Raw genomic sequence first — 25,442 nt, 5'->3', positions numbered from 1 at the left:
CGCGGATCAGCCCGTGGCCGCGTCGGCGTCCGCCCGGACCGACGGGCGCCGGGACGCGATGACCTTCCGCGCCAGCGCCCGCGGACTCGTCAGGAAGCCCCAGCCCCACGACATGTGCATCGTGGCCAGCGCCACGGGGATCTGCAGCCGCGCCTTCAGCGGCAGCCCCCTGCCCGCCGGGATCGAACCCAGCAGGATCGCCGCGAGATAGCCGCCGGGCACCACGAGGCCCCACGGCGTCAGCAGCGCGCCCACCAGGAGCCCGGCCGCGATCGCGCACACGGCGGTCGGCGGGGCGAGGTAGCGCAGGTTGATCGAACCCTCGTGGTAGCGGGCGACGACGTGCCGCCAACGGCCGTAGTCCTTGTACTGCTTGGCGAGCGCCTTCACGCTCGGCCGCGGCCGGTACGACACCCGCAGCTCCGGCGAGAACCAGACCAGCCCGCCGGCCTCACGGATACGGAAGTTCAGCTCCCAGTCCTGGGCACGGATGAACTCCACGTTGTAGCCGCCCTGCTGCTCCAGCGCCTCGCGCCGGAACACCCCCAGGTAGACCGTCTCGGCCGGGCCCGCCTCCCCGCCCGTGTGGAACGAGGCGTTGCCCACACCTATCTTCGAGGTCATCGCGGCGGCGACGGCGTGCTCCCAGTCGTTCTCGCCCTCGGCGTGCATGATGCCGCCGACGTTCTGCGCGCCGGTCTCCTCCAGGAGCCGTACCGCGGTGGCGATGTAGTTCGGGGAGAGCATGCCGTGGCCGTCGACCCGGACCACGATCGGATGCCGGGAGGCGTTGATCGCCGCGTTCAGCGCCGCGGGCGTACGACCGGTGGGGTTGGGGACGGTGTGCACACGCGGGTCTTCGGCCACGAGCTCGGCGGCGATCTCGTCCGTGCGGTCCGTGGACGGACCGAGGGCGATCACGACCTCCATCTCGCCGGCGTACTCCTGCGCGAGGATCGCTTGGACTGCTCCCCGCAGATGCCGCTCCTCGTTGAGGACAGGCATGATCACGGAAACGGCGGGGAGCCGCACGTCGGGATTGGCGTTCATAGGGGGCTCACGTTACCGCGAACGGGGGACAGCGTTGCGCGCCGCCGGGGCGGTACCGCGGGCCGCAGATCGTATCGGCCTACGGTTTCACGGATCCCACGTACGGCCGTCGTCCGGAGGTGTCCCCATGCCCACGCCGCCGCGGTCCCCTCGGTCCACCGCCGCACCCCAGCGCCGCCCCCAGCCACCCGCCCCCCGCCACGCCCCGCGCCGGCCCGCACCGCCCGCACGGCGCCGGAAGCCGCGCTGGGGCATGCGGGCCGTCACCACACTGTCCGTGGTGGTCCTCGCCTCCGCCGGTATCGGACACGCGGTCGTGACCAGCCTGGACGCGGACATCGCCCGGGTCGACCCCTTCAAGGACATGAAGAACCGGCCCCAGGCCGGCCACGGCATGAACGTCCTGCTCGTCGGCACCGACGGCCGCGAGAAGATCAGCAAGGAGGAGCGGCGCAAGTACCGGCTGGGCGGGGCGCCCTGCCACTGCACCGACACGATCATGATCGTGCACATCTCGGAGGACCGGGAACGGGCGAGCGTGGTGAGCCTGCCGCGCGACTCCTACGCCGTGATGCCCCCGCACGTCGACCGCACGACGGGCGAACGGCACGGCGGGCACCCGGTCAAGCTGAACGCGGCGTACGCGGAGGGCGGGCCGCAGCTGACCGTGCGGACCGTGGAGAGCATGACCAAGGTGAAGATCGACCACTACGTGGAGGTCGACTTCACGAGCTTCATGAAGACGGTGGACGTCGTCGGCGGCGTACAGATCTGCACCGCCGACCCCCTGAAGGACAGTCACACCGGCCTGGACCTCCCCGCCGGCCGGCACACCCTCGCGGGCGGCCAGGCGCTCCAGTACGTGCGCGCCCGCCACGTCGACGGCGCCTCCGACCTGGGCCGCATGAAACGGCAGCAGCGCTTCATGGCGGCGCTCGTGGAACGCGTCACATCCTCCGGGATCCTCCTCAACCCGATGAAGTTCCGGGACGTGACACGGGCCGTGCTCGGCTCGGTGCGGGCCGACAAGGGCTTCGGCACGGACGAGATGCTGGACCTCGGCCGGGCCATGCGGAACTTCTCCCCCTCCTCCTCCGAGTTCACCACCGTCCCGATCGGGCGGATGGGATACGCCGTGAAGGGCGTCGGCTCCACGCTGAAGTGGGACCCCGTGAAGGCGGAGCGCCTCTTCCACGCCCTGCGCCAGGACCAGCCGCTGTCCGTGCACCGGCCGCGCGCCGCGGCCCGCATCGTGTCGGTGGCCCCGCAGCAGATCCGCGTCCAGGTGGAGAACGGCACGCGCACGCCCGGCCTCGGCCGCCGCGTGGACGCCGCCCTGGCCTCGACGGGCTTCCGCACGACCCGGGCCCCGGTGAACGCCGCCGCCCGCGACGTCAAGCGCACGGTCGTCGCCTACGACCCCCGCTGGGACCGCTCGGCCAAGTCCCTCGCGACGGCCCTCCCGGGCAGCGAACTGCGCCCGGTCAAGGGCCTGGGCCCGACCCTGAAGGTGATCGCGGGAGCGGACTTCGAACGCGTCCGCAAGGTGCGGGCGGAGGATCCGGGGCAGGGGGAGTTCGGGGTGGTGCGGGGGGATGAGGTGGCGTGCGCCTAGGAGTTCAGGCGGGTCAGTCCTCGAACCCCTCCGCCGCCCGCTTCTCCCGCAGCTCCATGATCGCGCGGCGGCGGGCCAGGCGGTGGGTGCGGCGGATCTGGGCCTCCTGGTAGCGGCGCTTGTCGCGTTCGGTCTCCGGGAGGACCGGAGGGACCCGGCGGGGCTTGCCGTCGGCGTCGACCGCGGCGAAGACGAGGTAGGCGGAGCCGACCTGCGTCGGTGGCGCGGACTCGTTCCAGCGTTCGGCCAGGACGCGGACGCCGACCTCCATGGACGTCCGGCCGGTCCAGTTGACCTGCGCCTTGACGTGGACGAGGTCGCCGACGCGGACCGGCTCCAGGAACGCCATCTCGTCCATGGACGCGGTGACGGCCGGGCCGCCGGAGTGCCGCCCGGCCACGGCCCCGGCCGCGTCGTCGACCAGCTTCATGATCACGCCGCCGTGCACGGTCCCCAGCAGGTTCGTGTCGTTGTGGGTCATGATGTGGCTGAGGGTGGTGCGGGAGGCCGAGGTCGGCTTGCCCGGGATATCCGTGGCGCCGGAATCCGCAGCTGGGGCCTGGTCTGTCATGGCCCCTACCTTATGCCGAGGCGGCATGAGGGGGTTTTGTGTCAGCTTCGCCACAGCCGTGCTCTGATTTTCCGACGACTCTTGTATGGCGGACCATGGGGACCTGCACACTGGGGCGCATGAACAATTGGCCCGAGGGATGGTCCGACGACAACCGCGGCAGCCGGTACGGACGCGGAAGCTCGAGCGCACAGCCCGAGAGCGCCCGTGTCATGCGGCAGGTCCGCCGCGGTCCGGCGGCGTCGCCCGGGCAGGATGCCTACGGCGGCGCACCGCAGTACGCCGGCGGCGTGCCGCAGCAGCCGTCGTACGTGGACGGCGGCTACGCCGAGCCGCCGTCGACCTATGACAGCGGCTACAACACCGGCCAGGTCTACGGCTCCCCCGGCGGCAGAGGCCCCGGCGGCCCGGGCGGCGGCGGGTACGACCCGCGTCCCGCGCCGAACTGGCGCCGCCGTATCAAGGTGACGGCAATCACGCTGGTGACGGTCCTGGCCGTGACGAGCGTCGCCACGTACTTCTGGGCCGACTCCAAGCTCAACCGCGACGTCGACCTGTCGAAGGTCATCGACCGGCCGGAGGCGGGCGAGGGCACGAACTACCTGATCGTCGGCTCGGACAGCCGCGCGGGCATGTCGGCCGAGGAGAAGAAGAAGCTGCACACCGGCTCCGCCGAGGGCAAGCGCACGGACTCGATGATGATCCTGCACACCGGCAGCAACGGCCCGACGCTGATCTCGCTGCCGCGTGACTCGAACGTCACGATCCCGTCGTACAAGGGCTCCGACTCCGGCAAGCTCTACCCGGCCACCGGCCGCCAGACGAAGCTGAACGCGGCGTACGCCGAGGACGGCCCGGAGCTGCTGGTCCGCACGGTCGAGGCCAACACCGGTCTGCACATCGACCACTACGTGGAGATCGGCTTCGGCGGTTTCGCGAACATCGTGGACGCGGTCGGCGGGGTCGAGATGGACATCCCGCAGGACATCAAGGACACCAAGTCCGGCGCGGACCTGAAGAAGGGCAAGCAGACCCTCAACGGCGAGCAGGCCCTGGCCTTCGTCCGCACCCGCTACGCCCTCAAGGGCTCCGACCTGGACCGTACGAAGAACCAGCAGAAGTTCCTCTCCGCCCTGGCCAACCAGGTCGCCACCCCGAGCACGATCCTGAACCCCTTCAAGCTGTACCCGACCATGGGCGCCGGCCTGGACTCCCTCGTGGTCGACAAGGACATGGGCCTGTTCGACCTGGCGTCCATGTTCTGGGCGATGAAGGGCGTCAGTGGCGGCGAGGGCAAGTCGATGAACATGCCGATCGCGGGCAGCTCCGCGAACGGCAACCTCCAGTGGGACACCGCGAAGGTGAAGACGCTGGTGAACGAACTGAAGAACGACGAGAAGGTCACCGTCTCGGGCAACTGATCTCCGAGCGGCGAAAAGGGGGCACCCGGCGGGTGCCCCCTTCGCTGTGAGGCGGTCCTCACATCGTGGCGGCCGCCATCTTGCGGCACATCTCGGCGCAGCTGCGACACGCCTCGGCGCAGCGCATCATCTGGGCGTCGTCCGGCATGGACATACACGCCTCGGCGCACATGTCACAGGCGCGGGCGCACATCGCGCACATCTCGGCCGAGAGCGGCGAGCGGCGCATCATCATGTCCGCGCACAGCCGGGTCATCTCGGCGCAGTCCATGACCGCGCGCATGACCTGCATCTGGGCCTGGCCGCCCATCTGCATGCAGGAGCTCATCGTCTCCTCGCACGTGCTGTGGCAGGACATGCACGCCTGGACGCAGTCCTGCATCTCCTTGCTCATCGGGGTGGCCGTGGTGGGCTGCTGGGTCATGGTTCCTCCCGGGGACGGGCGGGGGCCGGGGGTCGGTCCCCGTGCCCTTCCGTCCTACGCCTGTGCGGCGCCGCCCGCCACGGGGCGGAAGGAACCAATCCGCCAAGCGTGCGTCACGGCAGGTTGCGGGCCATGACGATGCGCTGAACCTGGTTCGTGCCCTCGTAGATCTGCGTGATCTTGGCGTCCCGCATCATGCGCTCCACCGGGTAGTCCCGCGTGTAGCCGTACCCGCCGAGGAGCTGGACCGCGTCCGTCGTGACCTCCATCGCCACGTCCGAGGCGAAGCACTTGGCGGCGGCGCCCTGGTACGTGAGGTCGGCGTCGCCGCGTTCGGAGGCGGCGGCGGCCTGGTAGGTCAGGGCGCGGGCGGCCGAGATCTTCATGGCCATGTCGGCGAGCATGAACTGGATGCCCTGGAAGTCGGCGATGGGCTTGCCGAACTGCTTGCGCTCCTGGACGTAGCCCTTGGCGTAGTCGAGGGCGCCCTGGGCGATGCCGAGGGCCTGGGCGGCGATGGTGATGCGGGTGTGGTCGAGGGTCTTCATGGCCGTGGCGAAGCCGGTGCCCTCCTCGCCGATCATGCGGTCGGCGGGGATGCGGACGTTGTCGAGGTAGACCTCGCGGGTCGGGGAGCCCTTGATGCCGAGCTTCCTCTCGGGGGCGCCGAAGGAGACGCCCTCGTCGGACTTCTCGACGACGAAGGCCGAGATGCCCTTCGAGCGCTTCGACGGGTCCGTCACCGCCATCACCGTGTAGAACTCGGACTCGCCTGCGTTGGTGATCCAGCGCTTCACGCCGTTGAGGACGTAGAAGTCGCCGTCGCGGACGGCCTTGGTCTTCATGCCGGCGGCGTCGGAGCCGGCGTCGGGCTCGGAGAGGCAGTAGGAGAACATGCCGTCGCCCTTGGCGAGCGGGGCCATGTACTTCTTCTTCAGCTCCTCGGAGCCGGAGAGGATCACCGGGAGCGAGCCCAGCTTGTTCACCGCGGGGATGAGGGAGGAGGAGGCGCAGACGCGGGCGACCTCCTCGATCACTATGACGGTGGCGAGCGCGTCGGCGCCCGAGCCGCCGTACTCCTCGGGTACGTGCACGGCGTGCAGGTCGTTCGCCACCAGCGCGTCGAGCGCCTCGCGCGGGAAGCGGGCCTCCTCGTCCACCGCGGCGGCGTGCGGCGCGATCTTCGCCTCGGCCAGCGAGCGGACGGCGTCGCGGAGCATGTCGTGCTCCTCGGACGGGCGGTACAGGTCGAAGTCAGCCGATCCGGCCAAGGTCTCTCACGCTCCAAAACGCTGCGATGGTGGCGCTAACTACCGTTAAGTAATCAAAAGTTTATGGGGTCGCCCACGGGAGTGATACGTGAGCTAGGCGACAGCCGAGAAGTTGCCCAGTGAAGCGCGCCGCCATGCCCCGGCTATGCTCGGGCGCGCACCACATGCCGTAGACCCCTGGAGCACCCATGGCCCTGAAGATCACCGTGATCGGCACCGGTTATCTCGGTGCGACACACGCGGCGGCCATGGCCGAGCTGGGCTTCGAGGTGCTCGCGCTGGACGTCGTGCGCGAGAAGATCGAGATGCTGGAGCGGGGCGAGGCCCCGATGTACGAGCCGGGTCTGGACGAGCTGCTGCGCAAGCACGTCCCCGGGTTCGAGGGTTCCAGCGGGCGGCTGCGTTTCACCCAGGACTGGGCCGAGATCGGTGCCTTCGGCGATGTGCACTTCGTCTGTGTGAACACGCCGCAGCGGCACGGCGAGTACGCCTGTGACATGTCGTACGTCGACTCCGCGTTCGCCTCGCTGGCGCCGCATCTGCACGGGCCCGCGCTGGTGGTCGGCAAGTCGACCGTGCCCGTGGGCTCCGCCGACCGGCTGGCGGCCTACCTGGCGGCGAACGCGCCGGCCGGGGAGGACGCCGAGCTGGCCTGGAACCCGGAGTTCCTGCGGGAGGGCTTCGCGGTCGACGACACGCTGCACCCGGACCGGATCGTGGTCGGTGTGCGCAGCGAGCGGGCCGAGAAGCTGCTGCGGGAGGTGTACGCGACGCCGATCGCGGAGGGCTCGCCGTTCGTGGTGACGGACTTCCCGACCGCCGAGCTGGTGAAGACGTCGGCGAACTCCTTCCTCGCGACGAAGATCTCCTTCATCAACGCGATGGCGGAGGTGTGCGAGGCCGCGGGTGGTGATGTCGCGAAGCTGGCGGAGGCGATCGGTTACGACGACCGGATCGGCAAGAAGTTCCTGCGGGCCGGGATCGGCTTCGGCGGTGGCTGTCTGCCGAAGGACATCCGGGCGTTCATGGCGCGGGCGGGTGAGCTGGGCGCGGACCAGGCGCTGACGTTCCTGCGGGAGATCGACTCGATCAACATGCGCCAGCGCGGGCAGATGGTGGAGCTGGCCCGGCAGGCGCTGGGCGGCGGGCCGTTCCTGGGCAAGCGGGTGGCGGTGCTGGGGGCGACCTTCAAGCCGGACTCGGACGACGTGCGGGACTCGCCCGCGCTGAACGTGGCGGGGCAGATCCATCTCCAGGGCGGGCAGGTCACGGTGTACGACCCGAAGGGCATGGACAACGCCCGCCGGGTCTTCCCGACGCTCGGCTATGCCGACTCGGCGCTGGAGGCGGTGCGGGGCGCCGACATCGTGCTGCATCTGACGGAGTGGCGGGAGTTCCGCGAGCTGGACACCGAGGCGCTCGGGGAGGTGGCGGCGGCCCGGGTCATCCTGGACGGTCGCAACGCCCTGGATCCGGAGCGCTGGCGCAAGGCGGGCTGGACGTACCGGGCGATGGGGCGTCCCAGGGCGTGAGCGCGTAGGGATACGAGAACAGGTGACGCCGGTTCGGCCGAGGCTCAGTCGGCCGAACCGGCGTCTTGTTGCATTCTGCCCCACTGGGCCGGGGTGCGGGGTGTGTCATGTTCCCTTGGCGCGGTAGCGGCGCATCTTGGCGCGGGCCCCGCACACCTGCATGGAGCACCAGCGGCCCCGGCCTGCGGGGCTGCGGTCGTAGTACGCCCAGTGGCAGTCGGCGGCCTCGCAGGCCTTGAGGCGGGTCCAGGTGCCGGCGACCAGGGCGTCGGCGACGGCGGCGGCCACGCGTGCGTGCAGGGAGTGGCCGTCGGCGGGGGCGAGGGCGGCCGAGCCGTCCGCCGGGTCGACCGTGACGACGAGGGGGGCGGCGGCCAGGAGTTCGCCGAGCGGGGGTACCTCGCGGTGGGGCGGGTGGCCGGCGTGGGCGAGGAGGACGGCGCGCAGTGACTCGCGCAGGGCGCGGGCCTCTTCGGCCTCGTCGTCCCCGGTGATCCCGATGCGGGCCCGGCCTTCCGGCGTGTCGAGCGCGTCGGCGCCCGACTCGATGTCCAGCGTGTTCACCAGGGTCTCGACCAGGGCCAGGCCGCCGGGTGCAGGCGATCTCTCCGTCATGGCTGGACCGTACCTCTCGCGTTTCCCCTTGCGAGGTTACTGCCTGTGGGGGAGCATGGAGTAACGGTTACCGGTTGCCCGCAGTGTGTCGGTAACGGACCTGCGGGTAACAGCGGCTTCGAGGAGGAAGTCATGGCTCTCGCCAAGATGGGTGTCGTCGTCCTGGACTGTCCCGACCCGCGCGCACTGGCGGGCTTCTACGCCGACGTGCTCGGGGGCACGCCGACGGTGGAGAGCGACGGGGAGGACGAGTGGGTGGACCTGAAGGTGCCGGGCGGCCCGGCGCTGGCGTTCCAGGCCGCTGCCGGGTACGTGCCGCCGCGATGGCCCTCGCCCGAGCACTCCCAGCAGTTCCACCTCGACCTGGTGGTGGAGGATCTGGACGCGGCCGAGAAGGGCGTGCTGGCGCTGGGTGCGAAGCCGCTGGACGCCGAGGACCGGGAGCGCACGTTCCGGGTTTACGCCGACCCGGCCGGGCACCCGTTCTGCCTCTGCGCCTGCTGAGACCGGGAGGCTCCATGTCCGCCGTGGCACGTTTCCGTTCCGTGGTCCTCGACTGCCCCGATCCGCGCGAGCTGGCCCGCTTCTACGCGCGGGTCGGCGGGGGCACGCCGGAGGACGACGACCCCGACTGGGTGGTGCTGCGCGTCCCCGACGGGCCGCGGCTCGCCTTCCAGCGCTCGCCCGGGTACACCCCGCCGGAGTGGCCGCGGGCCGACCGCAACGCCCAGCAGTTCCACCTGGACTTCGACGCCGGGTCGACGTGGGAGGAGATCGACGCGGCGGAGGAGCGGGTGCTGGCGCTGGGGGCGCGGGTGCTGGACCGGGAGGACTACGAGAAGAAGGACTTCCGGGTGTACGCCGATCCGGTGGGGCATCCGTTCTGCCTGTGCCGGATCGAGCACGGCTGAGGCGGCCCGGGCGCGTCACCCATCCCCGCGTGCCCCGTCCACGCGTGCCCCGTCCACGCGTGCCCCGTCCCCGCGTGCCCCGTCCCCGCGTTACCCGTCCAGCTCCGCGATCGTCGCCGTCGACTGCTCGCGCCGCTGCTGGGCCGCGCGGGCCGTGAAGTCGGCGCCGCGCAGCACGCGTTGGACGTTGCCCCAGGTCAGAAGGGCCACATCGGCCTCGTCCCAGCCGCGTCGGAGGAGTTCGGCGATCAGCCGCGGATAGCAGGAGGTGTCGCCGAGTTCCTGCGGGTGGGCGGCTCCGGAGTCGTAGGTGCCGGACAGCCCGACGCAGTGCGCTCCGGCGACCTCGCGGATGTGGTCGAGGTGGTCGGCGACGTCGCGGACGGTCGGGCCGGTCTGCTCGGCGGTCAGCGGCACCAGGCACAGCCCCTTGGCCTCGCCCAGCTCCGCCAGCAGTTCGTCGGGGAGGTTGACCGGGTGGGGGCGGATCGCCCGGGCGGCGGAGCGGCTGCACAGCACGGGTGCCCGGGAGAGGCTCAGGACGCGGCGGACGGTGGGCGGTGAGGCGCCGGAGAGGTCCGCGATCACGCCGAGCCGGTTCATCTCGCGCACGACCTCCTCGCCGAACCGGGTCAGCCCCGCCTCGCTCGCCCAGGAGACCCCGGTCAGGGTGAGGACGCGCAGGCCGAGGGCGTGCAACTGGCGCAGGATGCCCAGCGAGTCACCCACGGCCGATGCCCCGGCGGGGCCGAGGAGCACGGCGACCCGGCCGCAGTTGCGGGCGTCCGCGACCTGTCCGGCCGTACAGGCGGGCCGCAGGCCCTCGTCGCAGGTGCGGACGACGGTCTTGGCCAGGTCCAGCTGCTCCAGCGTGGCGCCGACGGCCCGGTCGCCGTCGAGGCCCTCGGGCAGGTGCAGCGACCAGAACAGGGCGCCCACGTGGCCGCCGCGCAGGCGCGGCACGTCCGTGGCGACGGTGCTCTCGCCGAGTTCCAGGTCGTAGTAGGACAGGCGCTTGAGGGCCCAGGGCAGTCCGTTGTAGCCGTCGGCGACGGGGTGCGCGGCGAGGATGGCGTGCGCCCGGGTCAGGGGCGCGTCGTCCGGGTCGGAGACGGGCTCGTACGACTCCGCCGTGACCACGGCCTCCTCGGGGTACGGCTCGGCCAGGTCGTCGAGCTCGCCGGCCGCGGTGGTGGGGCGCAGGTCGTCCTGGAGGTCTGCCATGGCGGCTCCGTACGGTCGTCGTGCAGTACGGTCACCGTCGCACGGAGCGGTGGGCTGCTCCTGGCGGGCGGGGCGTTCGGGGGACGGCGCCGGTGCGCCTCGCGGCTTCCTGTGGACGCGTGGGTCCCAGGACTTCACACTGCTTGCGACCGGGGATGTGACCTGTGCCACTCGGTAGGTCTACTCCAGCTCAGGTCGATTAGACATGTGTCGTTCGGGTATCTCCAGACCGACGGCAGCGTCAAGCGTACGGCCATTCGAGTCACTCTTTCGGATGACAGTCGAATCGACCGCGTAGGATGGGAAAGTTTCGGCACGCCAAGTGCTGTTCGCCGCCGTCACTCTCCCGAAGGAGCGCCATGCCCAGGTCCGTGGACCCGAGCCTCAACCGCCGCAAGCTGCGTCTCGCCCTCAAAGCGGCCCGCGACAAGCGGGGGCTGACCCAACGGCAGGCAGCCGACGTGCTCGAGTGGTCGTTGTCCAAGCTGATCCGGATCGAGGCGGGCACGGTGAGTCTGTCCGTCACAGATCTGCGGGCGATGCTCCTCGAGTACGGCGTCGATGACCCGGAACTCGTCGCGGAATTGGAGGAGGCGGCCCGGGGCAGCAAGGGCCAGGCTTGGTGGTCCGAGTACAACAACGTCATCAGCCAGCCGTTCGCCCAGTACCTGGGCTACGAGAGTGCCGCGAACGCCATCCGGGGTTACCACCCCAGCCTCATCCCCGGTCATTTGCAGATCTCGGACTATGTCACCGCCTTGTTCGAGGCGGGCCAGTCAGACGCCAGGGCCCAGCAGCGCATCGACCTGCGTATCGCCCGGCAGGAGCGCGTTCTCCACGAGGACGGCCCGGAAGTGGAAATGGTCATCGACGAAGCGGCTCTGCGCCGCCAAGTCGGCGGACCGGCCACCATGCGCCGCCAGTTGCTGTTCCTCAAGGAACTCATCGACGGGCAGCGTGCCGCCCTGCGGGCACTGCCTTTCACCGCCGGCGCACACGACAGTCTGGACAGCAGCTTCTTCCTCCTGGGCTTCCGGGATGACGAAGACGTGCTCTATGTGGCGGGCCCGGGAGGCACTCTGACGAACCGGGACGACCGGGAACTGGTCGCCCGGTACCAGGAGTGCTTCGAGGACCTGCGCGGCAAGGCGCTGACCGAGGACGAGACGGTCGCGCTGCTGGACGAACTCATCGAACAATTCCACCGCACCTGACGTCGGTTCAGCGTGCCACCGGGGGCCCAGGGGTAGCCATGACGACCGACAAGGGGAGGAAGAAGCGCCGTGGACCGGAGTCGAGTTCCAGAAGCGGGAGCAACGTCACCCCACACCAGGCCACCCCTGGGCCCGGGCAGCAGCACGAGCACGCCACGCCGGTCCCGCAGGGACTCGGCAGCCGGGAGGCGTGTGCCCGTCTGCTGCGGCTGAAAAAGGCGGAAACCGACAACCCCATACGGCGCAGGCGGGCCCACGTCGACGACGTGATACGCGTCATCCGCAATCTGGCCGCACTGGTCCTGTTCTCCGCCGCCGTCTCCGCGCTGGTGGCCTACGCCGGCATCCGGATGGGCGTGCCGCCGGAGATGTGCTGGCTCGGCAGTGTCAGCGGAGGGCCGCTCCTGGTCAGGACGTTCATCAAGCTCTTCGAGACCGTGCGTCCCTCGTTGCCGGACGCACCAGAAGATCCACCGTCCACTGGCGGGCTGTAGCCGGCGACTGCGCCCACCACCAGCTCGCGGCGGCCGACAAGCCGATCAGTACCGTCAGCCACAGGGCGAGTCGCACCGAGAGGCTTTCGCCCAGCAGTGAGGCGGCTGCCCCGCAGGCCGCTGCCAGCGTGCCGGTCACCAGGCAGTAGCCGAAGAGACCCGGCTCCCTGGTGGCAGACCGCTCACGGCTTCGGCTGCCCATGCCGCGTCCGGCGGAATCCGAGTCATTCATGGTCACGCCCGGGGTGCTCCGGGGCGGACAGCCACGCCATCGCGCTGCGCCAGGCCTCCGGCGTGAAGGTCAGCACCCTGCCGTTCGGCTGCTTGGAATCCCTTATCCAGACCCCTTCGGGGAACGCGGCCATCTCGCAGCACTGGTTGTCATTGCTGCCGCCTCCGCCGCTGTAGCTACTCCGCCGCCAGGAAAACGGACTCTGCTCCTCAGCCACGCCGCCCCCTCTCGCCCGTACCAAGACCAGACCCGCCCCAGAAGAGCGCTGCACGCGTATGAAGGTCCTACCCGCCCTAACGGCCGTTCAACAGGAGCTGCACGGCCTTGGCCGCGGAGCGGCACCACATGCGTACACACCGGCCAAGGTCAACGATCCCCCGGCCGTCAGCCGTCCAAGTCCTCGATGCGGGCGTTGGACGGGGGACGCGTCCCCTGGAGCCCCCGGGCCACGGCCTCCGTCGCGTCCAGGACGCGGACCGCGTTCTTCCACGTCAGCTTGGTCAGGTCGGCCTTCGACCAGCCGCGGTCGAGGAGTTCCGCGATCAGGTTCGGGTAGCCGGAGACGTCGTCGAGGCCGTCGGGGGTGAAGGCCGTGCCGTCGTAGTCGCCGCCGATGCCGAGGTGGTCGATGCCGGCGGCCTCGCGCATGTGGTCCAGGTGGTCGGCGACCGTCGCCACCGTGGCGACCGGGCGCGGGTGCCGCTCCTCGAAGGCGCGGTGGACCTTCATGGCCTCCGGGGTGGTGTCGAGGTGGTGGAAGCCGTGGGCGCGCATGTTCTCGTCGGCGGCGGCGGTCCAGTCGACGGCCGCCTGGAGCACGAACTTCGGGACGAAGGTGACCATGGCGATGCCGCCGTTGGCGGGCAGACGTTCCAGGACGTCGTCCGGGATGTTGCGCGGGTGGTCGCAGACGGCCCGGGCGGAGGAGTGGGAGAAGATCACCGGGGCGGTGCTCGTGTCGAGCGCGTCCCGCATCGTCGTCGCGGCCACGTGGGAGAGGTCGACGAGCATGCCGAGCCGGTTCATCTCCCGTACGACCTCGCGGCCGAACGCGGTGAGGCCCCCGGCCCGCGGCTCGTCGGTCGCGGAGTCCGCCCAGTCCACGTTGTCGTTGTGGGTGAGCGTGAGGTACCGCACGCCGAGGCCGTACAGACCCCGCAGGGTGCCCAGGGAGTTGGCGATGGAGTGGCCGCCCTCCGCGCCCATGAGGGAGGCGATCCGGCCCTCGCGGCGCGCGGCCTCCATGTCGGCGGCCGTCAGCGCGGGGCGCAGGTCCTCCGGGTGGCGGGCCAGCAACTGCCGTACGCAGTCGATCTGTTCGAGGGTGGCCGCGACCGGGTCGGGCGCGTCCGTGCGGACGTACACCGACCAGTACTGCGCCCCGACCCCGCCCGCGCGCAGGCGCGGGAGGTCGGTGTGCAGGTGGGCGGACTGGTCGGCGGCGATGTCCCGCGCTTCGAGGTCGTAGCGGACCTGCTCGCGCAGCGCCCAGGGCAGGTCGTTGTGTCCGTCGACGACCGGGAACTCCCGCAGGAGTTCCCGGGCTGCCTCCCGGGAGGTCATCGTCGTCACTTCCCCGCGCCGAAGCCGAAGCCGCCCGTGCCCTCGACCTTGGAGCGCAGGCGCTTGCCCTTCTCGGTGGCCTGGTCGTTGAGCTCCTGCTGGAACTCGCGCATGCGGGCGCGCAGGTCCTCGTCGTGCGCGGCGAGGATGCGGGCCGCGAGCAGACCGGCGTTGCGGGCGCCGGCGACCGAGACCGTGGCGACCGGGACGCCGGCCGGCATCTGCACGATCGACAGGAGGCTGTCCATGCCGTCGAGGTACTTCAGCGGCACGGGCACGCCGATGACCGGCAGCGGTGTCACGGAGGCGAGCATGCCGGGCAGGTGGGCGGCGCCGCCCGCCCCGGCGATGATCACCTTGAGCCCGCGCTCGTCGGCCTGCTCGCCGTAGGCGACCATCTCGCGCGGCATACGGTGCGCGGACACGACGTCGACCTCGTAGGCGATCTCGAACTCGTCGAGGGCCTTGGCGGCGGCCTCCATGACGGGCCAGTCGGAGTCCGACCCCATGACGATGCCAACAACAGGGCTCATTCGGTGATGGTGCCTCTCAGGTAGCCGGCAGCGTGACGGGCGCGCTCCAGCACGTCGTCCAGGTCGTCGCCGTAGGTGTTGACGTGACCGACCTTGCGGCCGGGCTTCACGTCCTTGCCGTACATGTGGATCTTCAGCTGCGGGTCGCGGGCCATGCAGTGCAGGTACGCGGAGTACATGTCCGGGAAGTCGCCGCCGAGGACGTTGACCATCACCGTCCACTTGGCGCGCGGGCGCGGGTCGCCCAGGGGCAGGTCCAGGACCGCGCGGACGTGGTTGGCGAACTGGCTGGTGACGGCGCCGTCCATCGACCAGTGGCCGGAGTTGTGCGGGCGCATCGCCAGCTCGTTGACGAGGATGCGGCCGTCGCGGGTCTGGAACAGCTCGACCGCGAGGTGGCCGACGACGCCGAGCTCCTTGGCGATGTTCAGCGCCATCTCGGAGGCCTCCAGGGCGAGGGCCTCCTCCAGGTCGGGCGCCGGGGCGATGACCGTGTCGCACACGCCGTTGACCTGGCGGGACTCCACGACCGGGTAGGCCACGGCCTGGCCGTGCGGGGAGCGGACGACGTTGGCGGCGAGCTCGCGGACGAAGTCGACCTTCTCCTCGGCGAGCACGGGCACACCGGCCTTGAACGGGTCAGCGGCCTCCTCCACGGAGTCCACCACCCACACGCCCTTGCCGTCGTAGCCGCCGCGGACGGTCTTGAGTACGACAGGGAAGCCGTCGCCCTCGGCGGCGAAGGCCGCCACGTCCTGCGGATCGGAGACGATCCTGTGCCTCGGGCAGGGCACGCCGATCGCGTCGAGTCTCGCCCGCATCACGCCCTTGTCCTGGGCGTGCACCAGCGCGTCCGGGCCGGGACGCACGGGGATGCCGTCCGCCTCCAGGGCACGGAGGTGCTCGGTGGGTACGTGTTCGTGATCGAAGGTGATCACATCGCACCCTCGGGCGAACTCGCGCAACGTGTCGAGGTCGCGATAGTCGCCGACGACGACATCGCTCACGACCTGCGCAGCGGAGTCCTGCGGGGTGTCACTGAGAAGCTTGAACCTGATGCCCAGCGGGATGCCTGCCTCGTGTGTCATACGAGCGAGCTGGCCCCCGCCGACCATGCCGACTACCGGGAACGTCACTCCCCCAGGGTATCGGCCGCGCCAAGGTGGCCGGTTTCCTGCCCCCGCCCGGCCCTGCCCGGACCATCTCCGGCCGTCCACCGCCGTCCGCAGGAAGATCGCGCGGGAGGGTGGTTAGCATGGCTGGGTTGACGCCAACCGACGGACGGGGGCCTGCACGACCATGGGACATGGTGCCTCGCGGCTCCGACGGATCTGTCGGGAAGCCGCCAAGTTCGGCGCGGTCGGCGGGGCCGGCGTGCTCGTCAATCTCCTCGTGTTCAACCTGGTACGGCATGTGACCGACCTCCAGGTGGTGCGCGCGAGCGTCATCGCGACCGTCGTCGCGATCATCTTCAACTACGTCGGCTTCCGCTACTTCACCTACCGCGACCGCGACAAGACCCGCCGTACGCGCGAGATGAGCCTGTTCCTGCTGTTCAGCGCGGTCGGGCTGGTCATCGAGAACGGTGTCCTGTACACGGCCACGTACGGCTTCGGCTGGGACACCCCGCTGCAGAACAACATCTTCAAGTTCCTCGGCATCGGCATCGCGACCCTGTTCCGCTTCTGGTCGTACCGCACCTGGGTGTTCCGCGCGCTGCCCGCCCGGGAGGCCGTGACGGACGCCGAGTCGATCCTGAAGCGGGAACGGGCCCGCCAGTCCCGGACGAAGCAGCGGGTGCCCTAGGGCCTGTCGTTTGGATCACGCCGCAGACGCGGGGCGTGGCACGCGCATCTGCCGCGTTGTCGTCGGTTGCCGATGCTCCGCATCGCCGCCCTCCTCCGCCTTGCAGCTGCACGCACCACGCCCCGCTCACCGGCAGTGAACGGCACCGTCACTTCCCTGCGACGTGATCCAAACGACAGGCCCTAGCCGCGCCAGGGGCGGGCCCCTAGCGGACCATCGGCTCCTCGTCGTTCCCCAGGTCCTTGCGCACCGGCGTGCGGGACAGGAACAGGCCGAAGACCGGCGGCTTGGTCTGGAGCATCTCCAGGCGGCCGCCGTCGGCCTCCGCGAGGTCGCGGGCCACGGCCAGGCCGATGCCCGTGGAGTTGCGGCCGCTGATGGCCCGCTCGAAGATGCGGGCGCCCAGGTCGGCGGGGACCCCGGGACCCTCGTCCGTGACCTCGATGACGGCCTGGTTGCCGGTGACGCGGGTGCGCAGCGCGACCGTGCCGCCGCCGTGCATGAGGGAGTTCTCGATCAGCGCGGCCAGAACCTGCGCGACGGCGCCGGGCGTGCCCACCGCCTCCAGATGCCGCTTGCCGGAGCTGACGATGGCCCGGCCCGCGCTGCGGTAGGCCGGCCGCCACTCGGCGAGCTGCTGCTGGATGACCTCGTCGAGGTCGAAGGTGACGGCGGAGCCGGTGCGCGGATCGCGGGAGTTGGTCAGCAGCCGCTCGACGACGTCCGTGAGCCGCTCGACCTGGGTCAGCGCGATCGTCGCCTCCTCCTTCACCGTGTCCGGGTCGTCGGTGAGGGTGATCTCCTCCAGCCGCATGGACAGCGCCGTGAGCGGCGTGCGCAGCTGGTGGGAGGCGTCGGCGGCGAGGCGGCGCTCGGCGGTCAGCATGCGCGCGATGCGCTCGGCGGAGCCGTCCAGCACGTCCGCCACCCGGTCCAGCTCGGGCACGCCGTACCGCTTGTGCCGGGGGCGCGGATCGCCGGAGCCGAGCCGCTCGGCCGTCTCCGCGAGGTCGGTCAGCGGCGACGCCAGCCGGTTGGCCTGGCGCACGGCGAGCAGCACCGCGGCCACCACCGCCAGCAGCGCCACCAGCGCGATGATCAGCAGCGTGCGGCCGACCTCCCGGGTCACCGACGAGCGCGGTTCCTGGACGGTGACCGTCTCGCCCTCCTCGCCGGACGCGGTCTCGCTGATGACCTCGCCGGCCGGTTTGGTGCCGACCTCGATGGGCGCCTCGCCGGGGATGCGGATCACCGCGTAGTAGCGGTCCTGCGTGACCTGGTCGCGCAGGACCTCCGCGTCGACCTGCTGCGCGCCGAAGAGCCGGCTGTCGACGATGCTCGCCAGGCGGACGGCCTCGGACTCCACCCGCTCCTGGGCGCTGTTGCTGATCGTCCGGGTCTCGACGATGACGAGCGAGACGCCGAAGACGGCGATCACGACGAGGACCACGGCGAGCGTGGACTGGATCAGTCGGCGGCGCATGTCCTGTTACCCGATCACCGTGCTCCGCGGCTCAGCTCTTCTCGAAACGGAAGCCCACACCGCGCACGGTGGCGATGTAGCGCGGGTTGGCCGCGTCGTCGCCGAGCTTCTTGCGCAGCCAGGAGATGTGCATGTCGAGGGTCTTGGTCGACGACCACCAGGTCGTGTCCCAGACCTCGCGCATCAGCTGGTCGCGGGTGACGACGCGGCCCGCGTCGCGCACCAGCACCCGCAGCAGGTCGAACTCCTTGGCGGTGAGCTGGAGCTCCTCCTCGCCCATCCAGGCGCGGTGCGACTCGACGTCGATGCGCACGCCGTGCGTGGCGGGCGGCTGCTGCGGCTCGGCGGCGCCGCGCCGCAGCAGGGCCCGGACGCGGGCGAGCAGCTCGGCGAGCCGGAACGGCTTGGTGACGTAGTCGTCGGCGCCCGCGTCGAGGCCGACGACGGTGTCCACCTCGTCGGCGCGGGCGGTCAGGATGAGGATCGGAATGCTGTGGCCTTCGCCACGCAGGCGACGGGCCACCTCCAGACCGTCCATGCCGGGCAGACCCAGGTCGAGCACGACCAGGTCGACGCCGCCCTGCATTCCGGCGTCGAGAGCGGTGGGTCCGTCCTCACGCACCTCGACCTCGTAGCCCTCCCGGCGCAGAGCACGGGCCAGCGGCTCCGAGATGGACGCGTCGTCCTCGGCGAGCAGTACTCGGGTCATGAGGTGATGGTAGACCTGCGCGGCCCTGAGCTGGGGTGTGACCGGAAGGCTTGATTCTTACCGAGCGCACACCCATTTCTTACGTTGCGCGGGAACGCTTCCGAACCTCTGCCTTTGGGGTGCGATCCTGGTAAGGACCTTGGAAAGGGGGCCTGCGGTTCCCCCGACACCTGTGATCCGTGTCTCAAGTCCTTCCATATGCGGCAGTGTCCTGCCGTATGGTGAATCAACGCCTGTAGCACCACGGCGACCTTCGGAGGCTGTTTGCCCTGGAGGTCTCTTTTGTGTCCGGGCCGGTTTCCCGCCGGCCCCCATCCGAAAACGACCTGTGGCCGGGCCTCGTCGTGCGGCGACGCGCGTAGAGGTGTGGATCCCGGTGGCGACCGCCCACCGCTCCGTGACCCGGAGCGGACCCCCGTAGGCGTCGGGCGGACGGCCGTACGCACCGGTGCCGGCAGCCCCCACCGGGCGCACCACCGCTGTTCGCGGGGCGCGTCCCGAGCAGCAAGGAACGACCATGGCGTCCAGCCTGACGAAGGACTCGGCCCGCCCGGGCACCCCCGGCTCCGAGAAGACCTTCTTCGGCCACCCCCGCGGACTGGCCACCCTCTTCATGACCGAGATGTGGGAGCGGTTCAGCTTCTACGGCATGCGGGCCCTGCTCGTCGTGTACCTGCTCTCCGGCGGCCCGGACGCCAAGAAGGGCAGCATGGGCGGCGGTCTCGGCATGGACCTCGCCACCACGACGGCGATCTACTCGGTGTACCTGTCGATGGTGTACCTGCTCGCCATGCCCGGCGGCTGGCTCGGCGACCGGGTCTGGGGACCGCGCAGGACGGTGGCGATCGCGGCCGTGACGATCATGGCGGGTCACCTGGTGCTGGCCCTGCCCGGCGGCCAGGCGCCCTTCTTCGCCGGTCTGGCGCTGGTCGCGCTCGGCTCCGGCCTGCTGAAGGCCAACATCTCCACGATGGTCGGCCACCTCTACGACGGGCCGGACGACCCGCGCCGTGACGGCGGCTTCACGATCTTCTACATGGGCATCAACATGGGTGCCTTCTTCGCGCCGCTGATCATCGGCACCGTCGGCCAGCAGGTCAGCTGGCACCTCGGCTTCGGCCTGGCCGCGGTCGGCATGGGCATCGGCCTCATCGCCTTCCTCCTCGGCACCCGCGATCTGAGCCCGCAGAGCAACGTCGTGCCCAAGCCGCTGGCGGCCGAGGAGCGCGCGTCCTGGCTGCGCAAGGGCCTGCTGTGGCTGATCGTCGCGACCGTCTTCTACGGCGTCGTCGGCTTCACCGGCCACTTCACGCTCAACTGGGCGATGATCCCGCTGACGGTGATCGGCCTGGTCATCCCGGCCGGCGTGCTGATCCGCATCAAGCGCGACAAGGAGCTCAGCGACGTCGAGCAGTCGAAGATGACCGGCTACATCTGGTTCTTCGTCGCGGCCGCCGTGTTCTGGATGATCTACGACCAGGGCGGATCCACGGTCCAGGCGTTCGGTGAGACGAAGGCCTCCGGCTCGCTGCTCGGGTTCGACTTCCCGTCCTCCTGGTACCAGTCGCTGAACCCGGTGTTCATCATGGCGCTGGCCCCGGTCTTCGCCTGGTTCTGGCTGTGGCTGAACCGCAAGGGCAAGGAGCCGAGCACCGTCGCCAAGTTCGCCGCGGCGCTGTTCTTCATCGGTGTCTCGTTCTTCTTCTTCCTGCTGCCGATGGGCATGGCCGACGGCGACACGCTGGTCAGCCCGATGTGGCTGGTGGGCATCTACCTGATCCAGACCGTCGGCGAGCTGTGCCTCTCCCCCGTCGGCCTGTCGGTGACGACGAAGATGGCCCCGGCCAAGTACGCCAGCCAGATGATGGGCGTCTGGTTCCTCGCGGTCACGGCGGGTGACTCGGTGACGGGTCTGCTGTCCAACCCGGCCGTCGGCGGTGTCGACCTGAGCGGCACCGGCGCGGTCGCCGTGGAGGCCGTGCTGGCCGCCCTCGCCGGTATCGCGGTGTACATGTACCGCCGGAAGGTCAAGTCCCTGATGGGCGACGTCCACTGACACGGGCGCCGCACCGGACCGGGAAGGGCCGCCGCACCTCGGGTGCGGCGGCCCTTCTTCTTTCCTCTTTCATGGCTTTCCTTCACGGTTTCTTTCATGGTTTTCGCGGTCCTGGCGGGTCGGCGTCCGGTGCGAACCACGGCGGGGCCGGGGGCCGGCGGGCGGCGGGCAGCCGCAGGCGGCGGGCGGGGCGGGCCGCGTGGCCGGGGCGGCGCGGCCGTACGTGGTCGACCACGGCCAGGCCCGCGCGGAACAGCGCCGCCGGCACGACCAGGAGGACCAGGGCCCAGAACAGCGTCACGCCCCAGGGGCGGCCCACGCCCCAGGGGTGTTCGGCGAGGACCTTGCCGCCGTACTTCAGGGACACGGTGTAGTCGCCGTGCGCCCCGCCCGCGAGTTCCACGGGCAGTTCGATACGGGCCTTCCCGCCGGGCCGGATCGTGCCGCGCCAGCGCTGGTCCTGCCACTGCGGGGCGAACACGCCGTGCGCGGTGCCCACCTGGAAGACGGGGTTGCGCACGGGGGACGTGCCGACGTTGCCGACGGTGACCTCCAGGGTCCGGGCGGGCGGGGAGCCGAACCAGGTCAGCAGCCCGCCGGAGCCGCGCAGCCGGGTGTCCGCGAGCAGGGACAGCCGCCCACCGGACCGTTCCGCGGGCAGCGGCTCGACGGCGTGCCCGGCGACTTCGAGGGCGGCGTCGGCCTCGGCCCCGGCTCCGGTCACCGTCGCCACGTGCACCACGCAAGGACACGGCACCGGCGGCTCGACGACGGGCAGTTCCCGGCGGAAAAAACGCCCCTCGGCGTCGGTGGTGACGGCGCGGCCGTCGGCGTTGGCGCAGGAGTTGGTGCCGCCGGTCACGCCCCGGTCCGGCTCGGCCTGCCCGCACACCAGCAGCGTCAGCAGGGCCCGCGGCCGCCAGCCGCTGCCACTGACGGTGACCGCGCCGCCCGCCCCGGCCTGGGCCCTGGACAACTCGACGACGGGCCGATCCACCGCCCCGACGGGCCCGGCGCCGGCCAGCACCAGCAGGAGCGCCAGCAGAACCGGCAGTGACAGGTGGGGAAGACGGCCGGCGTAGGGCATCGAGGGCTCCTGCGGTCGGTCGGGTGGGCGGGCAGGGGGCGACGTGGGTGCGGCAGCTGCCTGGGCGGCGTCGGGGTGGGCGGGGTTCGGCGTGGGCGGGGCAGCGGTCGGGCGCCCGGTTTCGGCGAGCGTGCGGTTTCGGCGAGCGCCCGCTTTCGGCGAGCGACCGCTTTCGGCGAGCGACCGCTTTCGGCGAGCGCCCGCTTTCGGCGAGCGACCGCTTTCGGCGAGCGACCGCTTTCGGCGAGCGACCGCTTTCGGCGTGCGTACGGCTTCGGCGTGCGTGCGGCTTCGGCGAGCCCGGCCTCGGACCAGCCCTGCGGGCAGGCGTGCGGCCGCGTGTTCACTGGCGCGGGCGTGCCCTCACCGGCTCGCCCGGGCCCCCTGGTGACGGCGTGTCAGCCACAGCGCGCCCGCCGCGCCGGCGAGCAGCACCGTGCCGCCGAGGGTGCCGAGGGCGACGGCCGAGTCCTCGGGTCCGGTCCGCGGGAGTTCGGCACCGGTGTCGGAGCCGGACCCCGAGCCACCGCCCTGGGCTGAGCCGGTCGTACCGCCGCCCGCGGCCGTGACGTCGAGGGTCAGGGACGGGCCCGGGTCGTTCGTCGGGGTGCACGTGGTCGTCGTACCGAGCGCCTTGATGGTGAGCACGCCCGCCGTGAACGTGACCTCGCCGCTCTTCTTCGGCGTGTACGTCCCGCTCAGGTCGTTGATCTTGATGGGCGTGTTGGCCGGGATCGCGGCGCCGTTGGCGGGGCCGGTCACCGTCAGAGTGCCGCTGTCGGCACCGCCCAGGGCGATCGTGGCGCTCGGCGTCATCGCGCCCTTGCCGAGTTCGACCGGGCTGGAGGAGACGCCCTTCTGCCAGGACATGGTGATCCGGTAGCCGCTGCCGCTCCTGACGCCCTTGATGTCGATGGGCGAGACGGCGCTCTTGTCACCGATCGGCGTCTTGCACTGGTAGTTGACGTCGACGACCTCGGCCCGGGCCACGGGGGCGGCCATCCACACCGCCGAGCCGGCCAGGGCCGCGGCGGACGCGAGCGCGGCGGTTCGTTTCCGGTACGACACGGTGCCGCTCCCCTTCCTGTTCCTGACGGCGCATCAGATCGGGCCGTCAAGGTACGCCCGGGGAGTTGAGGAAGGAAGACACAGGGCACTCCGGATCTGTGGCGATCCGGGGCGTGGGGAGTGACGCTTGAGGGGATGCGGGGAGGAGATGCCGTGAGGTCGGGGGTCCGATGCCCGCCCGTCCGCTCCATGAGGCCGCTGCCCGGGCCGGGGTGATGCCCCGGGCCAGGAGGCCGCCCGGGGTCAGGCCGGTGCGCCCAGTTCCGCCCACACCGTCTTGCCGGCGACCCCCGGCGTGCGCACGACGCCCCAGTCCAGGCACAGCCGCTGGACGATGAACATGCCGTGGCCGCCCGGGCGTCCCGCCCGGTGGGGCGTCCGGGGAGCCGGCTGGCCGGTGCCCCGGTCGGAGACCTCGATGCGGATCACCTTGTTGTCGCAGGTGATCCGCAGCTGGTCCGGCCCCTCGGCGTGCAGGCAGGCGTTGGTGACCAGCTCGGAGACGACGAGCAGCACATCCTCGGCGGCGGCCCGCTGGTCGGCGGAGGCCGCGGGCAGCCAGCCCCACGCGTACAGCGCCTGCCGGGTGAAGTCGCGCGCGAGCGGGACCACGCCGCTCTCGCCGTCGAAGCTCAGCCGGCGCACCTGCCGGCCCCCCGGCGGCGCCGCGGCTCCGGACGTCGCCGCCACGCCACCCTCGGACGCCCCGGAAGCGCCGCTGGGCTCCGGCCCGCGGTCGCCCGGCGAGTAAGGCCGGGTGGTGCTCATCAGCGCTTCACCTCACCGATTCACCAGTTCACGATTGAAAAAATTCAGTACACAGTCAGTCACGCAGTGCGCGGCACGTCGGTTTCACGGCGCCCCCGCAACCCTGGCATCCGACAGGTTCAGGATGTCTCCTGCCCGGGCGGACCCGCAGAACACCCCCGTATTCGGGATGAAGGGCGTGACGGGGGTAGGACGCCGGTCACAGAGGGACGGCCGGGTCGCGGCGCGCCGGGGCACCGCCGTCAGCCCGACTCGTCGGCCAGGGCCGCCTGGAGGGTGTCGTGGACGCTGAAGACCGCGTCCGCTCCCGTGATCTCGAACACGCGTGCCACTACCGGCTGCATTCCGACCAGCGCCACGCCGCCACCGGCGGCCTCCGCCTTCAGTCGGGCACCGAGGAGCACGTTCAGCCCCGTGGAGTCGCAGAACTCCAGGCGCGCGCAGTCGATGACCAGGCGCTTGAATCCCTTGGCGAGGCAGTCGTCGAGCGGCTCGCGCAACAGATCGGCGGTGTGGTGATCCAGCTCACCCGCCGGGGTCACGACGGCGCTAGAGCCCTCTTCCCGCACCTCCACCAGAAGCCGGCCAGACTGTGCGCTGCCGACCGTCCCGCGGTCCATGCCGTCTCTCTCTCCCGACGTCGTGACTGTTGCTGACGCCCTCGAACACTACGCCTTCCCGCCACGCTTCGACACCCGAACAACTACACACAAACGGACATATGCCCACAGAACGCACTTGCGGTGGGCTCGGGAAAGCGGGTAGGCCTAGTAAGGACACGTAACCGACACGGCCGGCTTTGGAGGCGCCGCACACCGCAGTGCACGTACTGGCTCCGGCAGCCATATGCCGAGAACGATGGAGGACATCATGTCACCCCGGCTCGACGCATCGCGTACCCAGAAAGCGACGTCGACACCCCCTCCGGAACAGCTGGATCCCATCGAGCAGGACGAGATGCTCGTCACACAGGACGACCTTCTCGCCGGACTTCCGGACATCCCCCCGTACGAAGAAGTCGACGCGGTGGACGCACGGGCCCTGTCCAAGACCCTCTTCGAGCGCCTCGAGTCGCTGGAGGAAGGCACCCGTGAGTACTCGTACGTCCGCAACACACTCGTCGAACTGAACCTCGCGCTGGTCAAGTTCGCCGCCTCCCGGTTCCGCTCCCGCAGCGAGCCGATGGAGGACATCATCCAGGTCGGCACCATCGGCCTGATCAAGGCGATCGACCGCTTCGAGCTGTCTCGGGGTGTCGAGTTCCCCACGTTCGCGATGCCGACCATCATCGGCGAGATCAAGCGCTTCTTCCGCGACACCTCGTGGTCCGTGCGCGTACCGCGGCGGCTCCAGGAGCTGCGGCTCGACCTGGCCAAGGCCGGTGACGAGCTGGCGCAGAAGCTGGACCGCGCCCCGACGGTGCACGAACTGGCCGAGCGGCTCGGCATCTCCAACGACGAGGTCGTCGAGGGCATGGCCGCGTCGAACGCCTACACCGCCTCCTCGCTGGACGCCCAGCCGGAGGAGGACGACTCCGAGGGCGCGCTCGCGGACCGCATCGGCTACGAGGACCACGGACTCGAGGGCATCGAGTACGTCGAGTCGTTGAAGCCGCTGATAGCGGAACTCCCGCCGCGCGACCGGAAGATCCTGTCGCTGCGGTTCGTCGCCGGCATGACCCAGTCGGAGATCGGCGAGGAACTGGGCATCTCCCAGATGCACGTCTCGCGTCTGCTGTCCCGGACGCTGGTACGGCTGCGCAAGGGGCTCACGGTCGAGGAGTGATCCTCACCGG

The 25,442-nt window shown here is 70.8% G+C and carries 26 protein-coding genes; 10 read left to right on the top strand and 16 right to left on the bottom strand.

Going from position 1 to position 25,442, the window contains the following annotated elements:
• Positions 1-6: 6 nt before the first annotated feature.
• Positions 7-1,050: a glycosyltransferase family 2 protein gene (locus ABZ386_RS32015; protein ID WP_351348201.1), complete on the bottom strand. Its 1,044-nt coding sequence runs from the start codon at positions 1,048-1,050 to the stop codon at positions 7-9.
• A gap of 127 nt (positions 1,051-1,177) precedes the next feature.
• Here ABZ386_RS32015 and ABZ386_RS32010 point away from each other — a divergent pair, with 127 nt between their 5' ends.
• Complete coding sequence (locus tag ABZ386_RS32010; protein ID WP_351348199.1) at positions 1,178-2,665, top strand: LCP family protein; 1,488 nt, start codon at positions 1,178-1,180, stop codon at positions 2,663-2,665.
• Positions 2,666-2,678: 13 nt separating this feature from the next.
• Here ABZ386_RS32010 and ABZ386_RS32005 read toward each other — a convergent pair whose 3' ends face one another.
• Entirely contained in the window at positions 2,679-3,236 is a 558-nt protein-coding gene (locus ABZ386_RS32005) for an acyl-CoA thioesterase (protein ID WP_351348198.1), read from the bottom strand.
• A 119-nt stretch (positions 3,237-3,355) separates the two neighbouring features.
• On the opposite strand from ABZ386_RS32005, the gene ABZ386_RS32000 reads away from it, so the two are divergent.
• Complete coding sequence (locus ABZ386_RS32000; RefSeq protein WP_358967037.1) at positions 3,356-4,657, top strand: LCP family protein; 1,302 nt, start codon at positions 3,356-3,358, stop codon at positions 4,655-4,657.
• A 58-nt stretch (positions 4,658-4,715) separates the two neighbouring features.
• Here ABZ386_RS32000 and ABZ386_RS31995 read toward each other — a convergent pair whose 3' ends face one another.
• Together ABZ386_RS31995 and ABZ386_RS31990 are read right to left on the bottom strand one after the other, a co-directional pair.
• The gene (locus ABZ386_RS31995) at positions 4,716-5,081 is read right to left on the bottom strand and encodes a four-helix bundle copper-binding protein (RefSeq protein ID WP_351348194.1); all 366 of its coding nucleotides are present in this window, start codon (positions 5,079-5,081) and stop codon (positions 4,716-4,718) included.
• A 113-nt stretch (positions 5,082-5,194) separates the two neighbouring features.
• Positions 5,195-6,352 (bottom strand): acyl-CoA dehydrogenase, encoded by a 1,158-nt coding sequence (locus ABZ386_RS31990; protein WP_351348192.1) that lies wholly within the window; start codon positions 6,350-6,352, stop codon positions 5,195-5,197.
• A gap of 188 nt (positions 6,353-6,540) precedes the next feature.
• Here ABZ386_RS31990 and ABZ386_RS31985 point away from each other — a divergent pair, with 188 nt between their 5' ends.
• The gene (locus tag ABZ386_RS31985; protein ID WP_356506314.1) at positions 6,541-7,884 is read left to right on the top strand and encodes a UDP-glucose/GDP-mannose dehydrogenase family protein; all 1,344 of its coding nucleotides are present in this window, start codon (positions 6,541-6,543) and stop codon (positions 7,882-7,884) included.
• Between the two features lie 105 nt (positions 7,885-7,989).
• Here the strand turns inward: ABZ386_RS31985 and ABZ386_RS31980 are convergent, their stop codons facing one another.
• A complete protein-coding gene (locus ABZ386_RS31980; protein WP_351348188.1) occupies positions 7,990-8,499 on the bottom strand; it encodes a CGNR zinc finger domain-containing protein in 510 nt (169 codons plus the stop codon).
• Positions 8,500-8,631: 132 nt separating this feature from the next.
• Here ABZ386_RS31980 and ABZ386_RS31975 point away from each other — a divergent pair, with 132 nt between their 5' ends.
• Complete coding sequence (locus ABZ386_RS31975; protein ID WP_351348186.1) at positions 8,632-9,003, top strand: VOC family protein; 372 nt, start codon at positions 8,632-8,634, stop codon at positions 9,001-9,003.
• A 14-nt stretch (positions 9,004-9,017) separates the two neighbouring features.
• Positions 9,018-9,410 carry a VOC family protein gene (locus ABZ386_RS31970; protein WP_356618897.1) on the top strand — a complete coding sequence of 131 codons (393 nt, stop codon included), beginning with the start codon at positions 9,018-9,020 and terminating at the stop codon, positions 9,408-9,410.
• Positions 9,411-9,500: 90 nt separating this feature from the next.
• Here ABZ386_RS31970 and ABZ386_RS31965 read toward each other — a convergent pair whose 3' ends face one another.
• Positions 9,501-10,634 (bottom strand): dipeptidase, encoded by a 1,134-nt coding sequence (locus ABZ386_RS31965; RefSeq protein WP_351348182.1) that lies wholly within the window; start codon positions 10,632-10,634, stop codon positions 9,501-9,503.
• A 371-nt stretch (positions 10,635-11,005) separates the two neighbouring features.
• On the opposite strand from ABZ386_RS31965, the gene ABZ386_RS31960 reads away from it, so the two are divergent.
• Both ABZ386_RS31960 and ABZ386_RS31955 read left to right on the top strand, forming a co-directional pair.
• Positions 11,006-11,848, top strand: a complete 843-nt coding sequence (locus ABZ386_RS31960) for a helix-turn-helix transcriptional regulator (protein ID WP_356506312.1) — start codon at positions 11,006-11,008, stop codon at positions 11,846-11,848.
• Between the two features lie 38 nt (positions 11,849-11,886).
• Entirely contained in the window at positions 11,887-12,342 is a 456-nt protein-coding gene (locus tag ABZ386_RS31955) for a hypothetical protein (RefSeq protein WP_356506311.1), read from the top strand.
• Between the two features lie 224 nt (positions 12,343-12,566).
• Here the strand turns inward: ABZ386_RS31955 and ABZ386_RS31950 are convergent, their stop codons facing one another.
• From ABZ386_RS31950 to ABZ386_RS31935, 4 genes are all read right to left on the bottom strand, one after another.
• The gene (locus ABZ386_RS31950) at positions 12,567-12,791 is read right to left on the bottom strand and encodes a DUF397 domain-containing protein (RefSeq protein ID WP_356506310.1); all 225 of its coding nucleotides are present in this window, start codon (positions 12,789-12,791) and stop codon (positions 12,567-12,569) included.
• A gap of 167 nt (positions 12,792-12,958) precedes the next feature.
• Positions 12,959-14,137 (bottom strand): dipeptidase, encoded by a 1,179-nt coding sequence (locus ABZ386_RS31945; protein WP_358967032.1) that lies wholly within the window; start codon positions 14,135-14,137, stop codon positions 12,959-12,961.
• A 5-nt stretch (positions 14,138-14,142) separates the two neighbouring features.
• Entirely contained in the window at positions 14,143-14,670 is a 528-nt protein-coding gene (purE, locus tag ABZ386_RS31940; RefSeq protein WP_232840497.1) for a 5-(carboxyamino)imidazole ribonucleotide mutase, read from the bottom strand.
• Positions 14,667-15,806 (bottom strand): 5-(carboxyamino)imidazole ribonucleotide synthase, encoded by a 1,140-nt coding sequence (locus tag ABZ386_RS31935; protein WP_351348172.1) that lies wholly within the window; start codon positions 15,804-15,806, stop codon positions 14,667-14,669. Before ABZ386_RS31935 ends, purE begins: the two co-directional genes overlap by 4 nt.
• A 163-nt stretch (positions 15,807-15,969) precedes the next feature.
• Between ABZ386_RS31935 and ABZ386_RS31930 the strand changes: the two genes are divergently transcribed.
• Complete coding sequence (locus tag ABZ386_RS31930) at positions 15,970-16,476, top strand: GtrA family protein (RefSeq protein ID WP_351348170.1); 507 nt, start codon at positions 15,970-15,972, stop codon at positions 16,474-16,476.
• A gap of 205 nt (positions 16,477-16,681) precedes the next feature.
• Here ABZ386_RS31930 and ABZ386_RS31925 read toward each other — a convergent pair whose 3' ends face one another.
• Together ABZ386_RS31925 and ABZ386_RS31920 are read right to left on the bottom strand one after the other, a co-directional pair.
• Positions 16,682-17,959 carry an ATP-binding protein gene (locus ABZ386_RS31925; RefSeq protein ID WP_351348168.1) on the bottom strand — a complete coding sequence of 426 codons (1,278 nt, stop codon included), beginning with the start codon at positions 17,957-17,959 and terminating at the stop codon, positions 16,682-16,684.
• A gap of 31 nt (positions 17,960-17,990) precedes the next feature.
• Positions 17,991-18,668: a response regulator transcription factor gene (locus ABZ386_RS31920; RefSeq protein WP_010034575.1), complete on the bottom strand. Its 678-nt coding sequence runs from the start codon at positions 18,666-18,668 to the stop codon at positions 17,991-17,993.
• A 517-nt stretch (positions 18,669-19,185) separates the two neighbouring features.
• Between ABZ386_RS31920 and ABZ386_RS31915 the strand changes: the two genes are divergently transcribed.
• Entirely contained in the window at positions 19,186-20,724 is a 1,539-nt protein-coding gene (locus ABZ386_RS31915) for an oligopeptide:H+ symporter (RefSeq protein ID WP_351348165.1), read from the top strand.
• Positions 20,725-20,818: 94 nt separating this feature from the next.
• Here ABZ386_RS31915 and ABZ386_RS31910 read toward each other — a convergent pair whose 3' ends face one another.
• The 4 genes from ABZ386_RS31910 to ABZ386_RS31895 form a co-directional block, all read right to left on the bottom strand.
• Complete coding sequence (locus tag ABZ386_RS31910) at positions 20,819-21,811, bottom strand: hypothetical protein (protein ID WP_358967029.1); 993 nt, start codon at positions 21,809-21,811, stop codon at positions 20,819-20,821.
• A 363-nt stretch (positions 21,812-22,174) separates the two neighbouring features.
• Positions 22,175-22,879 (bottom strand): LPXTG cell wall anchor domain-containing protein, encoded by a 705-nt coding sequence (locus tag ABZ386_RS31905; RefSeq protein ID WP_356506447.1) that lies wholly within the window; start codon positions 22,877-22,879, stop codon positions 22,175-22,177.
• A gap of 243 nt (positions 22,880-23,122) precedes the next feature.
• On the bottom strand, positions 23,123-23,647 hold the full coding sequence (locus ABZ386_RS31900; protein ID WP_358967026.1) for an ATP-binding protein: 525 nt from the start codon (positions 23,645-23,647) through the stop codon (positions 23,123-23,125).
• Positions 23,648-23,889: 242 nt separating this feature from the next.
• Entirely contained in the window at positions 23,890-24,267 is a 378-nt protein-coding gene (locus ABZ386_RS31895; RefSeq protein ID WP_114253355.1) for an STAS domain-containing protein, read from the bottom strand.
• A 238-nt stretch (positions 24,268-24,505) separates the two neighbouring features.
• On the opposite strand from ABZ386_RS31895, the gene ABZ386_RS31890 reads away from it, so the two are divergent.
• A complete protein-coding gene (locus ABZ386_RS31890) occupies positions 24,506-25,432 on the top strand; it encodes an RNA polymerase sigma factor SigF (protein ID WP_351348158.1) in 927 nt (308 codons plus the stop codon).
• Positions 25,433-25,442: the final 10 nt, after the last annotated feature.

The organism is Streptomyces sp. NPDC006140, from assembly GCF_040628815.1.
Classification (GTDB): domain Bacteria; phylum Actinomycetota; class Actinomycetes; order Streptomycetales; family Streptomycetaceae; genus Streptomyces.
This window is presented reverse-complemented; position numbering and strand designations above follow the sequence as displayed.